Origin of the sequence: Micromonospora avicenniae, assembly GCF_900156065.1 — a bacterium.
GTDB classification, from domain to species: Bacteria; Actinomycetota; Actinomycetes; order Mycobacteriales; family Micromonosporaceae; genus Micromonospora; species Micromonospora avicenniae.
This window is the reverse complement of the sequence record NZ_FTNF01000003.1, coordinates 228,690-242,847: the sequence shown is the minus strand read 5'-3', so window position 1 is coordinate 242,847 and position 14,158 is coordinate 228,690. Positions and strand designations below refer to the sequence as shown.

Here is a 14,158-nt window from a genome sequence, read left to right as displayed (position 1 = left end):
GCCCCCGGGGGGCGGGACACCCGGACGAACGGCCGGGAACACCGGCCAGGTGCGAACATCGGCCGACGTTAACGGCTCGGAGATCGACCGGCCTGGACACGGTAGCGTTTACCGGGTGCGAGTACGTGTCGAGCAGACCGCGCTGCCGGGTATCGGCGTACGTCATGACCTCCTGACGGAATCCGGACGCCGTGTAGGCGTGGTCTCCCACCGCAACGGTCGTCGCGACCTTGTCCTTTACGATCCGGATGATCCTGACTCTTGTCAGGCTGACATACCGCTGACCGACGACGAGGCGGAGGCACTAGCCGACATCCTCGGCGCGTCGCTGATGCTCGGTCAGCTCTCCGGACTACGCGAACAGGCGGCCGGACTGCTCACCGAGCAGATCGTCATTCCGGCCGGCTCTCCGTACGTCAACCGGAAACTCGGCGACACCAAGGCTCGCACCCGGACCGGAGCCTCGATCGTGGCGGTCCTCCGCCAGGGCGAGGTGAACGTCTCGCCGGACCCGGCCTTCCGTTTCGCCGCCGGTGACGTGGTGGTCGTGGTCGGGACCCGCCAGGGTCTCGACGGAGTGACCGCCATCCTCGCCGACAGTGACCCGGACGGCTGAGGCGCGTATGCACGAGACCAACACCCTGCTCATCGAGGTCGGCGCACTTCTCTTCCTGCTGGGTCTGCTCGGCCGGTTGAGTCGCCGGATCGGCCTCTCTCCCATCCCCCTCTACCTCCTCGCCGGGCTCGCGTTCGGGCACGGCGGGCTGCTGCCGCTCAACGCCAGCGAGGAGTTCTTCGCAGTCGGCGCCGAGATAGGCGTGATCCTGCTGCTGGTGATGCTCGGCCTCGAGTACTCGGCCAACGAACTCGTCGGCAACCTCCGCTCGGCAGCCCCTGCCGGACTGATCGACGCGGCGCTCAACGCGCTGCCCGGGGCGGCCTTCGCGCTGCTGCTCGGCTGGGACTGGGTGGCCGCCCTGGTCCTGGCGGGCATCACCTGGGTCTCCTCCTCCGGAGTGATCGCCAAGGTCCTCGGCGACCTGGGCCGGCTCGGTAACCGGGAAACCCCGGTGATCCTCTCGGTCCTGGTGATCGAGGACCTGGCCATGGCGCTCTACCTGCCGCTGGTCACCGCCGTGCTGTTGGGCGCCGGCCTGATGGGTGGCGGCATCGCGCTCACCATCGCGGTCGCCACCGTCCTCGTGGTGCTGGTGGTCGCCATCCGCTTCGGCGGGGTGATCTCCACCCTCATGTCCGCGAAGGACGCCGAGGCGCTGCTGCTCGGAGTGCTAGGACTGACGCTCCTGGTGGCCGGTTTCGCCGCCGAACTCCAGGTGTCGGCGGCCGTCGGCGCGTTCCTGGTCGGCATCGCACTCTCCGGGCCGGTGGCGCACCACGCCACCGAACTGCTGACCCCGCTGCGGGACCTCTTCGCAGCGGTGTTCTTCGTCTTCTTCGGGCTGACGACCGACCCACGGGAGATCCCACCCGTACTGCTGCCGGCGCTCGCTCTGGCAATCGTCACGATGGCGACGAAGACCCTCACGGGTTACCTGGCCGCGCGCCGGGTCGGCATCGCCGAGCCCGGCCGTTGGCGAGCCGGTCTCGCACTGGTACCCCGCGGTGAGTTCTCCATCGTCATCGCCGGGCTCGCGGTCTCGGCCGGCAGCGTCGAGCCGCGATTGGCCGCGCTCGCCACGGCATATGTGCTGGTCACCGTGGTGACCGGCCCACTGCTGGCCCGGCTGCCGGACTTCCCGTGGTTCAAGCGCTGGCTGCGCCACCGCGCGGCCGCGGCGCAGCGGCGGGAGCTGGCCCGGGTCGCGGACTGAACCTGGTCAACACCTCTCCGAGCCGGGTCGGCCGTACGGTCGGCCCGGCTCGGCCAACGGTTGACCAAATGCTCCCTGGAGGGTCTACCGCTACTGACGGGTACCGCGTTACCGTGTCGCCCCAGCAGCCAGGTCCGCGGGCGGCCGCGCCAACTGTGGGCGAGATTGGAGGTTGGCCGGTGAGCGTGCAGGAGTCGACGTTCCACGGTTTCGCCAACCCAGTCGACCCGTCACCGGCGGAGTTGCGCGCGTGGGCCTACCGCCCCGACTCCGTACCGTTGGCCTCCATGCCGCCGGACTGGGACCTGCTGGTCTCCGGCGACAGGCTGGTGGCGACGCTGTTCGACCTGGCCATGGACCCGTCGTGCCCGGCCCGGCGGTTCGCCCTGCACTGCCTCTACATCTACGCCGCCGACGGCATCCGGACGAAGTTCCGGGCACACCCCAAGCGCCGTTTTCGGAAGCTGGTCGAGCAGGCCGAGAAGAACGGCGACGAACTGATGCGGGTCTGGGCGCACAACAGCCGCGTGCTCCTGGCTCGGCCGGAACTCTTCGTGTACCGCGACTGGTGCGAGGGCGGCCTGGTCCGGGAGAACCGCCGCCTCGCCTGAGCCGTCCAGCACGGGTTGACCACGGCCCCCAGCTTCCCGGCCCGCCGGTCTCTCCCGGCGAACGGGCCGGGACCCCCCGTGGTTCCCGGCCCGCACGTCGACGTCCGGTTCTCAGCCCGGCCCGTCCGGCTTTCCCTGTCGGCTCTCCGCTCTTTCCCGATCCGGCCCCTGCTCGATCCGGTCGTCGAAGAACCCCTGGTTCGCCAGATCGGCGAAACGACTCTTGGTGATCTCCTCGAACTGCTCCCGGACGGTCTCGACGACCTTGTCGAGCCGGTCCTCCGTTCGCTGCGCAACCTGCTTCGCCGCCTCCGTCATCGCCCCCCCTGCCATGCCGGTAGGTCCAGATTTGCGCGGAAAGGACCTCATTTGCAGGCTAACGGGAACGGCCCGGCCCGCGCCGGAAAACCGGCGAGCGGACCGGGCCGTCAGGCTCCGGAGAACGGGCGGATCAGCGGTCGGATGCGCGCCGGGGGCGCCAGACCACCAACGCCGTGGAGGTGCGGTTGGTCGGCACCAGGTCGCGGCCCGGGAAGCGGGCCAGCGCCTCGAGTTCGGCGATGCGGTGGTACGCGGCGTCCAGCTCCGCCTCGAGCCGGGCCACCCGCTGCTGGGCCTCTTCGAGCAGCCGCTCCAGCCCGATGATGCGCTTGACCCCGGCCAGGTTGATGCCATCGTCCTGGCTGAGCCGCTGCACCTCGCGCAGCAGCACCACGTCCCGGACGCTGTACCGCCGGCCGCCCCCTGCGGCCCGCCCGGCCTGCACCAGGCCGAGCCGGTCGTACTGGCGCAGGGTCTGCGGGTGCATACCCGCCATCCGCGCCGCGACCGAGATCATCAGCACCTTGGCCTCGTAGGCAGGGTCACTCGACGAAGCGGCGTACTCGCCCGACATCCTGCTCACCTCCGCGTCCGCATCAACTGACTCGACGCACCCGCGCGTCGAGATGTTCCCGGCTCGCCGGCGGGGTCTGCTCGGCGAACGTCTCCAGCGCCGCCCGCGCCTCGTCCGACAGCCGCGCGGGCACCACCACATCCAGTGTCACCAACAGGTCACCCGCTTGCCCATCGCGGCGGACCACGCCCTTGCCGCGAGCACGCAGGATCCGCCCGCTGGGCGTACCGGGCGGGACCCTCAGGGTCACCGCACCGTCGAGCGTGGGCACCCGCAGGTCCGTGCCGAGCACGGCCTCCGCGAACGTGATCGGCACGGTGAGCGTGAGGTCGTCGCCGCTGCGGCCGAAGATCTCGTCAGGCCGCACCTTCACGTGCACGTACAGGTCGCCGGGCTGGCCACCACGCTCACCCGGCTCGCCTCGCCCGGCCAACCGGATCCGCTGACCGTCGGCCACACCGGCCGGGAAGCGGACGTTCATCGTCCGGGTCTTGGTCACGCCGCCGGTGCCGTGGCACTCCGGGCACTTCTCCTCGACCACCGTGCCGACGCCCTGGCAGTTGCGGCACGGCTCGGAGAAGCTGAACGACCCCTGGTTGCGGGTCGTCACCCCGGCGCCGTGGCAGACCGGGCAGGTACGCGGCTGGGTGCCGGGCTTCGCCCCGTTGCCGTGGCAGGTGTCGCAGACACCGGGGGCGCGCAGGGTGAGCGGGAGGGTCACGCCCCGCACCGCGTCACCGAAATCCAGCGCCACCTCGGTCTCCACGTCCCGCCCCGGAGCCGGGCCGCGCGGAGCGGTCGGGCCGGCGGGCCCGCCTGAGAAGATCGAGCTGAACAGGTCGGAGAAGCCGGCGCCGCCACCACCGAAGCGGCGCTCTCCGCCACCGCCGGCGCCCCCGAACAGGTCGGAGACGTCGAACGGCATGCCCCCGGGCTGGCCCGCGCCCCGCGCGTTACGCCGGAACGCCCCCGAGCCGAAGAGCGAGCGCATCTCGTCGTACTCCCGGCGACGGCCGGAATCCGACAACACGTTGTACGCCTCGGACACGGCCTTGAACCGCTCCTCGGCCGACGGATCACCCGGGTTGTGGTCCGGGTGCGACTCCCGGGCCAGCTTGCGGTACGCCTTCTTGATCTCGTCCTCGGAGGCGGCCTTGTCCACGCCGAGCACGGCGTAGAAGTCCTTCTCGATCCAGTCCTTGGAACTCACCGGTCCACCCCCTCCCCACCGGTCCGCCCCGCCCGCCGCCGTGCGGCGGCGGGCGGGGCGCTCGGGTCACTGCTTGGCACTATTCCGGGTCCGCGACCGCTACCAACGCCGGCCGCAGCAGCCGCTCACCGAGCTGGTAGCCGCGCCGCATGATCTGCACGCAGGTCGGCTCGGTCACCTCGTCGGAGGTCTGATGGGCCACCGCTTCGTGCCGAGTCGGGTCGAACGGGTCACCCTGTTCGCCGAACGGGGTCAACCCGAGCTTCCCCACCACCGTGGTGAGCTGGTCCGCCACTGATCCGAACGGTCCGACCAGGTCGCCGTGTTCCCGGGCCCGGTCCAGGTCGTCGAGGATCGGCAGCAGGGCGGCGAGCACCGAGCCGGTCGCCTGCTCGGCGACGGTGGCCCGGTCCCGCTCCACCCGCTTGCGGTAGTTGGCGTACTCCGCCGTCACCCGCTGCAGGTCCCGGGTCCGCTCGTCGAGGTCGGCCCGGAGCGCCTCCAACTCGGCGCCGAGAGTCGAACTGGTCGCGGCGTCCACCGGCTCGGCCGGCGCGTCCACCACCGGCGGGCCGTCGGGTGTGGCCCCGTCGACCGTGCCGGCCTCGACCTCGATCTCGTCGACGACGATCTCGGCGTCCTCGATCAGCCCCTCGGCCGGGACGTCGGTCCCGGCGTCGGCAGCGGTTCCCTCCGGCTCCGCGGGCTGGCCGATCTTCCGGTTGTTGCGGATGACGACCCGCGGCGCGTCGCCGGTTGCCGGCTCGGCGGGCGCGGAGCCACCCGTCGTCGACCCGGTGTCACCCTGGTCGGCGGCTCGTGACTTCTCCGTCATGCGGCTACCTCACCTTCGCCGTGAGTCCGTGTCGCGAGCGGAACGTCACTTCTTGTCCTCGTCCACGATCTCGGCGTCGACGACGTCGTCGGCCCCACCGGCCTGCGTGCCACCGGTCGCACCTGTCGCACCGGCGTCCGGTCCGGCCTGGCCGCCCGCCTGCCCCTGCTCGGCCTGCTGCTGCGAGTAGAGCAGCGAACCGGCCTGCTGGGAGACCTGCGCCAGCCGCTCGTGCGCCGACTTGATCTTCTCGATGTCCTGGCCACCGAGGGCGCTACGCAGCTCGCCGAGCGCCTCGTTGAGCTGGTCACGGTTCTCCGTGGGCAGCTTGTCGCCGCTCTCGGCGAGGAACTTCTCGGTCTGCCACTGGAGCGCCTCGGCCACGTTGCGGGTCTCGGCCTCGTCGCGGCGGCGCTTGTCCTCGTCCGCGTGCTCCTCGGCGTCCCGGCGCATCCGCTCGATGTCGTCCTTCGGCAGCGAGGAGCCGCCAGTGATCGTCATCTTCTGCTCCTTGCCGGTACCGAGGTCCTTCGCGTGGACGTTCACGATGCCGTTCGCGTCGATGTCGAAGGTGACCTCGATCTGCGGCACGCCACGCGGCGCCGGCGGGAGGCCGGTCAGCTCGAAGGTGCCGAGCTTCTTGTTGTAGGCCGCGATCTCACGCTCGCCCTGGAAGACCTGGATCAGCACCGACGGCTGGTTGTCGTCCGCAGTGGTGAAGACCTCGGAACGCTTCGTCGGGATGGTGGTGTTGCGCTCGATCAGCTTGGTGAAGATGCCGCCCTTGGTCTCGATGCCCAGGCTCAGCGGGGTCACGTCGAGCAGCAGGACGTCCTTGACCTCGCCCTTGAGCACACCGGCCTGCAGCGCGGCGCCGACGGCGACGACCTCGTCCGGGTTGACGCCCTTGTTCGGGTCACGGCCGGTCAGCTGCTTGACCAGGTCGGTTACGGCCGGCATACGGGTCGAGCCGCCGACCAGGATCACGTGGTCGACGTCGGAGACCTTGATCCCGGCGTCCTTCACGGCCTGCTCGAACGGGCCCTTGCAGCGGTCCAGCAGGTCCTGCGTCATCCGCTGGAACTCGGCGCGGCTCAGCGTCACGTCGAGGTGCAGCGGGCCGGCCGCGCCGGCCGTGATGTACGGCAGGTTGATGTTGGTGGTGGTGGCGGCGGACAGCTCGATCTTGGCCTTCTCGGCGGCCTCCTTGAGCCGCTGCATGGCCATCTTGTCCTGGGAGAGGTCGATGCCGTGCTCGCCACGGAAGGTCTTCACCAGGTGGTCGATGACCCGCTGGTCCCAGTCGTCGCCACCGAGGTTGTTGTCACCGCTGGTCGACTTGACCTCGATGACGCCCTCGGCCAGCTCCAGCAGGGAGACGTCGAAGGTGCCACCGCCGAGGTCGAAGACCAGGACCGTCTGCTCCTTGGAGCCCTTGTCCAGCCCGTACGCGAGGGCGGCCGCCGTCGGCTCGTTGACGATCCGCAGCACGTTGAAGCCGGCGATCTCACCGGCCTCCTTGGTGGCCTGCCGCTGGCCGTCGTTGAAGTAGGCCGGAACGGTGATCACCGCGTCGGTGATCTGCTCACCCAGGTACGCCTCGGCGTCCCGCTTGAGCTTCATGAGCGTACGGGCGGAGATCTCCTGGGGGGTGTACTTCTTGCCGTCGATGTCCACGGTCCAGTTGGTGCCGATCTCCCGCTTGACCGACCGGATGGTCCGGTCCGGGTTCGTCACCGCCTGCCGCTTGGCGACCTCACCGACGAGCACCTCGCCGTTGCGGGCGAACGCGACGATCGACGGGGTCGTCCGCGAGCCCTCAGCGTTGGCGATGACGGTGGGCTCACCGCCCTCGAGAACGCTGACGCAGGAGTTCGTCGTGCCGAGGTCGATACCGACCGCACGTGCCATCTTCGCTTCCTCGCTTCATAAGGTTTGAGCAGGTGACGGGCACCGCCCGCAGCGCACCCACCACAAGTTGAGTGAACTTGACTCAATAGTGCCACGCCCACGCGGAACGTCAAGTCGGCATTGAGTCGACCCGACGCAACCCCTGATGCTACTGATCGGTTGTCTTGAGTTGCGTCGGTCGGGCACGCTTTAGCGGTGACGACGCACGGCGACCCCGCCAGCCACTCCGGCACGCCCGCCGTCGCAGCCCGCACCGGCCCACGGGACGCCCCGGCGGCCCCGTCCGCCGACCCCGGGGACGAGAGCCTCCCCGCCGCGCTGGAGGCCCTGCGGGTCGCGATCGGGGCGGCCCGATTCCCGTTGGCCCTGCCGTCGGCCGAGGCGGCCCGGCGGGACGCCGCCGCGCTCACCCAACAGCTCGACGACTACCTGCTTCCCCGCCTCTCCCGGCTCGACGCGCCACTGCTCGTGGTCGTCGGCGGCTCCACCGGCGCAGGCAAGTCGACCTTGGTCAACAGCCTGGTCAAGGCGCGGGTGAGCGCCGCCGGTGTGCTTCGCCCGACCACCCGGTCACCGGTGCTGGTGTGCAGCCCAGCCGACACGTCGTGGTTCCGGCAGGGCGAGTTGCTGCCCGGCCTCACACGTACCAACGAGCCGAGCGAGGACCCCCGCACCCTCCAGATCGTCACCGCTCCGGCGTTCCCGGCCGGGCTCGCCTTCCTCGACGCGCCGGACATCGACTCGGTGGTCGACGCCAACCGGGCACTCGCCGGTCAGCTGCTCGCCGCCGCCGACCTCTGGCTCTTCGTCACCACCGCGGCCCGCTACGCCGACGCCGTGCCCTGGGAGCTGCTGCGCAGCGCCCGGGCCCGGGGCACGGTGATCGCCATGGTGCTGGACCGGGTGCCCCCGGAGGCAGCCGACGAGGTTTCCGCCCACCTGTCCGAAATGCTCGCTGAGCAGGGGCTCGACCAGGCGCCGCTCTTCGTGCTGCCGGAGACCCGGGTCGACGGCCAGGGGTTGCTCCCGGAGCGGATCACCACCCCTCTGGCCGACTGGTTCACCCGACTGGCAGCCGACACGAACGCCCGGGCCGCCGTGGTCCGGCAGACCCTGGACGGGGCGCTGGCCGCTCTGCACCCGACGGTCGAGGGGCTCGCCGACGCCGCCGACGAACAACTCACCACCGTCGACGCCCTCGACGAACGGGTACGGACCGCTTACCGGGGAGCGCACCGCACCGTCGAGCAGGGGTTGAGCGACGGCCGCCTGCTCCGCGGCGAGGTACTCGCCCGCTGGCAGGAGTTCGTCGGCACCGGGGAGTTCTTCCGCACCCTGGAGGCCCGGATCGGGCAGCTGCGCGATCGGATGGTCGCCGCGCTCAGCGGCCGTCCTGCGCCGGCCGCCGGGCTGCGTAGCGCGATCGAGTCGCAACTGGTCACGTTGCTGCGCGGGGTGGCCGCGGAGGCGGCCGAGCAGGCGTACACCGGCTGGAAGGCGCATCCGGCGGGCGTCGCGCTGCTCGACCCGGCGCTGGCCCGTCCGGGCGAGGACCTGCCCGCTCGGGCCGAACGGCTGGTCCGGGACTGGCAGCGCGGGGTGCTGGAGCTCGTCCGGACGCAGGGCAGCGACAAGCGCTTCGTGGCCCGCACCGCCGCGTACGCGGTGAACGTCACCGGCCTGACGGTGATGATCGCCGTCTTCGCCTCGACCGCGTTCATCCCGACCGGCCTGGAGGTCGCCACCGGCGCCGGCACCACGGTGGCCGCGCAGGCCGTGCTCCAGGCGATCTTCGGCGACCAGGCGGTGCGTACGCTGGCCGCAAAGGCCCGGACCGACCTGCTGGAGCGGGTGCGGACGCTGCTGGACGACGAGGCCGGGCGCTACCTGACCCGGAGTGCAACGGCCCGGCTCGACGCGGAGACCGTCGGCGCGCTGCGGGCGGCCGCCGACCGGGTGGAGACCGCGCGACGACGCAGCGGACTGACCACCGGAGGGCCGACCGCGTGAGCACGAGGACTGGGGCCGCGGCCGCGAACGGAGTCACCGACGCGATGAGAGGACCCGCGAACCCGGCGGTCACGAGCGGGAGGTCCGGGCGGTGAGCAACGTGGTCGGCCGGATGCGCGGCGCGTTCCGCGGCGACCAGCGGGTCGACCCGGACGTGCTGCTCGCCCGCCTGGACGCGGTACGCCGCTTCCTCGCCGCAGCGGACGGGCACCTGCCGGACAGCCGACTCGTCTCCGCGCACACGCTTGTCGAGCGGGCCGGCACCCGCCTGGCGCTCTCCCGCGACCACACCGTGGTCGCCCTGGCCGGCGCGACGGGCAGCGGCAAGTCCAGCCTCTTCAACGGGCTGGCCCGGCTGCATCTCTCTCCGGTCGGGGTGCGCCGCCCGACGACCGGGGTCGCCCACGCCTGTGTCTGGGGCGCCCAGGAGGGTGCGGCCCGGCTGCTCGACTGGATCGGCGTCCTGCCCCGGCACCGGTTCGTACGGGAGAGCGCCCTGGACGCCGACGACGAGGCCGCGCTGCACGGCCTGGTTCTGCTGGACCTGCCCGACTTCGACTCGGTGCAGTGGTCCCACCGGCTGGAGGTGGACCGTCTGCTCGGTCTGGTCGATCTCGTGGTTTGGGTGGTCGACCCACAGAAGTACGCCGACCGGGTGATCCACACGAACTACCTGGGCGAGTTCCACCGGCACCGCGACGTCACGCTGGTCGTGCTCAACCAGGCCGACCGGCTCTCCCCGGCCGAGCTTCCCCGGGTCCTGGCCGACCTGCGTCGGCTGCTGGACGCGGACGGGCTGGAGGGCGTACCCCTGCTCGCCACCACCGCGACCGACCCTGGCGGCATCGTCGAGCTGCGCGCGGCGCTGGAGCGGACCGTCACCGAACGCCAGGCGGCGCTGCGCCGCCTCGCCGGTGACGTGGACACCGTGGTCGCGGGGCTGGACGAGTTGGTCGGCTCCGACCGCCCGACGACCGGCCCGGACGAGGCCGCTAAGAGCGAGCTGACCCGGGCCCTGGCCGGCACGGCCGGGGTGCCGGCAGTGACCGAGGCGGTGCAGCAGGCGTACCGGCATCGCGCGGCCGCCAGCACCGGGTGGCCGCTGGTTCGTGGGTGGCGGCGGCTGCGGCCCGATCCGATGCGTCGGCTGCACCTGCCGGGCGCGCCCGGCGAGGCCACCGACCCGGCGGAGAGCCTGGTGGCCGCGACCTCGGTGCCGGACCCGACCGCCGCACAGCGTTCCGCGCTCGGGCTCGCGATCCGGACGGTGGCCGATCGTGCGGCGGCCGAGCTGCCCGCCGGCTGGCCGGACGCGGTGGCCGACGCGGCCCGGTCCCGCCTCACCGACCTGCCGGACGCACTGGACCGGGTGGTGGCCGCCACCGACCTCGGCATGGCCCGCCGACCCCTCTGGTGGCGGTTGGTCGGGGCCGGGCAGTGGCTGGTGACGCTGGCGGCGCTCGGCGGGCTGGGTTGGCTGGTGCTCGGCTACGTGCTGCGCGCGCTCGGCCTGCCCGACCCGGAGCACCCGATGGTGGGCGTTGTGCCGGTGCCGACGCTGCTGCTGCTCGGCGGCCTGCTCGCCGGTCTGCTGCTCGCGGCGCTGACCCGACCGGTCGTCCGTTGGGGCGCCGTCCGGGCCCGACGACGGGCGGACCAGCGGCTCACCGCAGCGGTGGCCGCGGTGGGCGACGAGTACGTGCTGGCCCCGGTCCGGGATGTCCTCGCCAACTACGCCGTGGCCCGGGATGCCCTCCGGGACGCCACCCGACGCTGATCCTCGCCCATCGCCACCCGCTGCCCGCTACCCCCGCACGGGCGTAGGGTCGACGCATGGCCCCTCCCCGGACCCCGTACGACACCGTCCTGCACGCCGCTCGCGACGTGACCCGGCTGGACAACGCGCTGGACGCCGAGATGCTCGGCGCGGCGCTGCTCGGCAGCGTCTACGCCATCGCGGAGAGCGACCGCAACACGGCCGTCCGGGAGTTCGTCACCGGCTTCCTCGCCGCCACCGCCCGTCGGCGCACCGCCGCGGCGACCACCATCCGGGCCGTCTTCGCCGCCCTGGTGCCCGACGCCGAGGGTGCCGAGCGGGTCCGCCCGGGCAGCCAGGCACCGGCCTGGTCCGGACAGCTCGGCCGGGTACACCTCACCGGCACCTGGGCGTACGGCGACGTGTACGGGGACCAGACCTCCTACCTGGCCACCTTCGCATACGACGACACGGCCGGCGGCCAGGAGCACGCGCTGGTGGCGCTGGTGGACCACAACATCGGCATCACCAAGGACATCTACGTCGGCGGGCCGGCCGGGCGGATCCTCGAGCAGGTGCGGCAGATGTGCGCGGCCGACGAGCTGACCTGGTTCCGGGAGGAGGACCCGGCCCGGATGCGTGACGAGGTGATCCGCCACCTCGCGATCACCGACGACCTCGTCGAACTGCCGAGCGCGGGGGCTCTCGCCACCGACCGGGCGCTGGCCGGCGCGCGGCTCGCCGTACTGCCCACCGCCCCCACGCCCGCGCGCGGGGCGCCCGAGCCGCTCTCCGCCAGCGACCGGGCCGACCTGCTCCGGCGCTTCCTCGCCTCCCCGGAGGCCACCCGAGCCGGGCTGGACACCATCGACGGCCCCGAGCTGGCCTCGCTGCACTTCTGCCTCGGCCTGCTGCTGGACCACGCGGCGAGCTTCCCGGACGCCGACCCGCTGCGCTGGAGCCCGGCGGTCGCGGGGCTGTTCCTGCTCGACTGGGTGCACCGGCGCGCAGTGCTGGACATGGACGACGCCGCGATGCTGCCCCGGGTGCTGCGCGCCTGGGCCGCGTACGCAGCCCGGCAGCGTGAGCTGCCGACGCTCGCGGCGACGCAGACCGACGTGGCGATCGAGGAGATGGTGCCCGAGTTCGCCCGTCTCTACAGCACCGGCGAGCGGCGCAGCCCGGCCACCGCGGCGGTGGCCGAGCTGATGGCCGGCGGCGTGGACCCGGACGACCCGGAGGCGCTGAACGCCTGGATCGAGGCGAACCGCCACCGCCTGATCGAGCCCGACTGAGCCGGCCCGGACGAGCGGGCCCGAAAGTTCCGAGGTGCCGGGCCGGGGAGTTCGATCGCCGGGCCGGGGAGTTCGATCGCCGGGCCGGGGAGTTCGATCGCCGGGCCGGGAAGTTCCGAGGTGCCGGGCCGGGGACGCGGCGGGCGTCCGGTCGCCGCCGCTCAACGCAACGCGGCGAAGACCACCCCGGCGACCAGGCCGCCCACCAGCGCACCAACGACCACCTGCGGCACGGTGTGGTCACGCAACCGCACCCGGGACCAGCCGACCAGGGCCAGCAGCGGCGCGACGACCAGCAGGCGGGCACCGAAGGTGAGAACCAGGATCACCATGGCGCCGGCGGCGACGGCCGAGTGGATCGACATCTTCCACCAGTGGCTGACGGTCACCGCCACCACCAGGCCGACCGCCCCGGCCACGGCCAGCGCCACCACCGGCCGCGGCGCGCCGAACCCGACCAGCAGAACCAGGCCGACGACCACCGAGCAGAGACCGACGAGCAGCGGAACGCGGCGCTGTTCGCGCTGCCCGACGTGGTGGTCGGTGAGCCGCCCTCGGCGTACCCCGCCGACGATGTACGCGAACGGAATACCGCTCACGAAGATGACGGCGAGCAGTGCCCACCCCAGCCCGGCCACACCACCGCGGGTGCTGTGCCAGCCGACAGTGATCATCAGTACGGGGACGAGCACCGCGGGTGCGGTCAGCTCCGTGATCAGTCGGGCCAGCCGCAGCGCCGGACCGGACCGGGGCACGGGGACCGGACCGGGGGCCCCACCGCCGTCCACGCTGTCTCCTCGAAGTGCGTCATCCGGGCGGTCCGGCCGCGCCTGATCATCACCGTATAGACGGCGAGCGGCGCGGACAACGGTTCGCCGGTTCCGGGCACGACGGGATGACGGGGGCGGCCGACGGTGCCGAACCGCTTCCGGCGGTACGCGGACCGATGCCCGGGGTGGGACGGGGAACGGTGGTCGGATGGGTGCCGGCGGACGGCCGGGGGCGGGCGGTCAGGGCCGGTGAATCCGCGGGGCCGGGCGAATCCTCCGGGCGCGTCGAGTCGTCCGGGCCCTCGGTGGGCAGTGCGGTGGGTGGCGAGGGAGACCCGGACGGCGATGGACCGGCGGTCGGCTCGTCCGTCGGTGACGTGCTCGGGGTCGGCGACGGGCTCGGCGACGGTGGGCGCGAGGGGCCTGGCGGGCTGGTCGGAGTGGGACGCGGCGCCGGTGGCGTGGGCCGCCGGGCCGGCTCGGTGCCGCTCCAGGCCTCGGCTGCGCCGTTCCGGTCCGGGTCCGGCCGCTCGGGTCCACGCGGCGCCAGGTCGGACGACCAGCGGCTCACCGCCGACGGGCTGGTCGTGGGCCGGGCGGGCGGCTGACTGGAGGTCGGTAGCGGGACGACCACCGGCCCCACGGAGGGCGTCGGGATGAACGGAGTGCTGCTGTCCGGCAACGCCGTGCTGCCGACCGTGGCGGAGCCGGCACTGATCGCCGCGAGGATCGGCATAGAGGCGGTGCCGGCCAGCAGCGCGACGGTGAAGAGGTAGCCCCGGGACGGCCCGGCGGCGCCGGGCGCGCGGTGCGCACCCACCACCCGCCGGTAACCGCCGTTGATGGCGCGGTGTCGCCCGAGCGGCGGCGTACCGGGTCCATCGGCTGGCTCGGACACCAAGCGCCTCCTCGTCGTCGGTAGTGGACGGACCGACCCGATGGGGCGGGCCCGGAGTGCGGCAAACCGGCCCGTTCACGGCGATCCTGCGGGGACCAGCCTGACCCAGTGACGCTCCGTTGGCCAGATCCCTAC

General features: G+C 72.6%; 13 protein-coding genes. 7 read left to right on the top strand and 6 right to left on the bottom strand.

Going from position 1 to position 14,158, the window contains the following annotated elements:
- Positions 1-115 precede the first annotated feature (115 nt).
- The 3 genes from BXA10_RS06795 (at position 116) to BXA10_RS06785 (ending at position 2,443) form a co-directional block, all read left to right on the top strand.
- On the top strand, positions 116-616 hold the full coding sequence (locus tag BXA10_RS06795) for a cation:proton antiporter regulatory subunit (protein ID WP_076468704.1): 501 nt from the start codon (positions 116-118) through the stop codon (positions 614-616).
- 7 nt (positions 617-623) lie between these two features.
- On the top strand, positions 624-1,832 hold the full coding sequence (locus tag BXA10_RS06790; protein WP_076468702.1) for a cation:proton antiporter: 1,209 nt from the start codon (positions 624-626) through the stop codon (positions 1,830-1,832).
- A gap of 179 nt (positions 1,833-2,011) precedes the next feature.
- Positions 2,012-2,443, top strand: coding sequence for a hypothetical protein (locus BXA10_RS06785; protein WP_076468700.1), 432 nt, complete (start codon positions 2,012-2,014; stop codon positions 2,441-2,443).
- A 111-nt stretch (positions 2,444-2,554) separates the two neighbouring features.
- Here the strand turns inward: BXA10_RS06785 and BXA10_RS06780 are convergent, their stop codons facing one another.
- The 5 genes from BXA10_RS06780 to dnaK all read right to left on the bottom strand — a co-directional run bounded on the left by BXA10_RS06780 (position 2,555) and on the right by dnaK (position 7,294).
- Positions 2,555-2,761, bottom strand: a complete 207-nt coding sequence (locus tag BXA10_RS06780) for a hypothetical protein (RefSeq protein WP_076469249.1) — start codon at positions 2,759-2,761, stop codon at positions 2,555-2,557.
- Positions 2,762-2,894: 133 nt separating this feature from the next.
- Entirely contained in the window at positions 2,895-3,338 is a 444-nt protein-coding gene (locus tag BXA10_RS06775) for a heat shock protein transcriptional repressor HspR (RefSeq protein ID WP_076468698.1), read from the bottom strand.
- 22 nt (positions 3,339-3,360) lie between these two features.
- On the bottom strand, positions 3,361-4,548 hold the full coding sequence (gene dnaJ, locus BXA10_RS06770; RefSeq protein WP_076468696.1) for a molecular chaperone DnaJ: 1,188 nt from the start codon (positions 4,546-4,548) through the stop codon (positions 3,361-3,363).
- 79 nt (positions 4,549-4,627) lie between these two features.
- Positions 4,628-5,383 carry a nucleotide exchange factor GrpE gene (gene grpE / locus BXA10_RS06765; RefSeq protein ID WP_076468694.1) on the bottom strand — a complete coding sequence of 252 codons (756 nt, stop codon included), beginning with the start codon at positions 5,381-5,383 and terminating at the stop codon, positions 4,628-4,630.
- 45 nt (positions 5,384-5,428) lie between these two features.
- Complete coding sequence (gene dnaK, locus BXA10_RS06760; RefSeq protein WP_076468692.1) at positions 5,429-7,294, bottom strand: molecular chaperone DnaK; 1,866 nt, start codon at positions 7,292-7,294, stop codon at positions 5,429-5,431.
- Positions 7,295-7,489: 195 nt separating this feature from the next.
- Here dnaK and BXA10_RS06755 point away from each other — a divergent pair, with 195 nt between their 5' ends.
- The 3 genes from BXA10_RS06755 to BXA10_RS06745 all read left to right on the top strand — a co-directional run bounded on the left by BXA10_RS06755 (position 7,490) and on the right by BXA10_RS06745 (position 12,355).
- Positions 7,490-9,304 (top strand): GTPase domain-containing protein, encoded by a 1,815-nt coding sequence (locus BXA10_RS06755; RefSeq protein WP_076468690.1) that lies wholly within the window; start codon positions 7,490-7,492, stop codon positions 9,302-9,304.
- A gap of 112 nt (positions 9,305-9,416) precedes the next feature.
- Positions 9,417-11,081 carry a GTPase gene (locus BXA10_RS06750; RefSeq protein ID WP_076469247.1) on the top strand — a complete coding sequence of 555 codons (1,665 nt, stop codon included), beginning with the start codon at positions 9,417-9,419 and terminating at the stop codon, positions 11,079-11,081.
- A gap of 56 nt (positions 11,082-11,137) precedes the next feature.
- The gene (locus BXA10_RS06745; RefSeq protein WP_076468688.1) at positions 11,138-12,355 is read left to right on the top strand and encodes a hypothetical protein; all 1,218 of its coding nucleotides are present in this window, start codon (positions 11,138-11,140) and stop codon (positions 12,353-12,355) included.
- A gap of 161 nt (positions 12,356-12,516) precedes the next feature.
- On the opposite strand, the gene BXA10_RS06740 is transcribed toward BXA10_RS06745, so the two are convergent.
- Positions 12,517-13,143, bottom strand: coding sequence for a phosphatase PAP2 family protein (locus tag BXA10_RS06740; RefSeq protein ID WP_425436040.1), 627 nt, complete (start codon positions 13,141-13,143; stop codon positions 12,517-12,519).
- 299 nt (positions 13,144-13,442) lie between these two features.
- Here BXA10_RS06740 and BXA10_RS30725 point away from each other — a divergent pair, with 299 nt between their 5' ends.
- Complete coding sequence (locus tag BXA10_RS30725) at positions 13,443-13,733, top strand: hypothetical protein (RefSeq protein WP_139337902.1); 291 nt, start codon at positions 13,443-13,445, stop codon at positions 13,731-13,733.
- Positions 13,734-14,158 lie beyond the last annotated feature (425 nt).

What these genes read in the sequence shown, in the direction of transcription:
- BXA10_RS06745 (WP_076468688.1), top strand. Translation starts at nt 11,138, where the DNA reads ATGGCCCCTCCCCGGACCCCGTACGACACCGTCCTGCACGCCGCTCGC.
- BXA10_RS06775 (WP_076468698.1), bottom strand. Translation starts at nt 3,338, where the DNA reads ATGTCGGGCGAGTACGCCGCTTCGTCGAGTGACCCTGCCTACGAGGCC.
- BXA10_RS06790 (WP_076468702.1), top strand. Translation starts at nt 624, where the DNA reads ATGCACGAGACCAACACCCTGCTCATCGAGGTCGGCGCACTTCTCTTC.
- dnaK (WP_076468692.1), bottom strand. Translation starts at nt 7,294, where the DNA reads ATGGCACGTGCGGTCGGTATCGACCTCGGCACGACGAACTCCTGCGTC.
- BXA10_RS06750 (WP_076469247.1), top strand. Translation starts at nt 9,417, where the DNA reads ATGCGCGGCGCGTTCCGCGGCGACCAGCGGGTCGACCCGGACGTGCTG.
- BXA10_RS06780 (WP_076469249.1), bottom strand. Translation starts at nt 2,761, where the DNA reads ATGACGGAGGCGGCGAAGCAGGTTGCGCAGCGAACGGAGGACCGGCTC.
- grpE (WP_076468694.1), bottom strand. Translation starts at nt 5,383, where the DNA reads ATGACGGAGAAGTCACGAGCCGCCGACCAGGGTGACACCGGGTCGACG.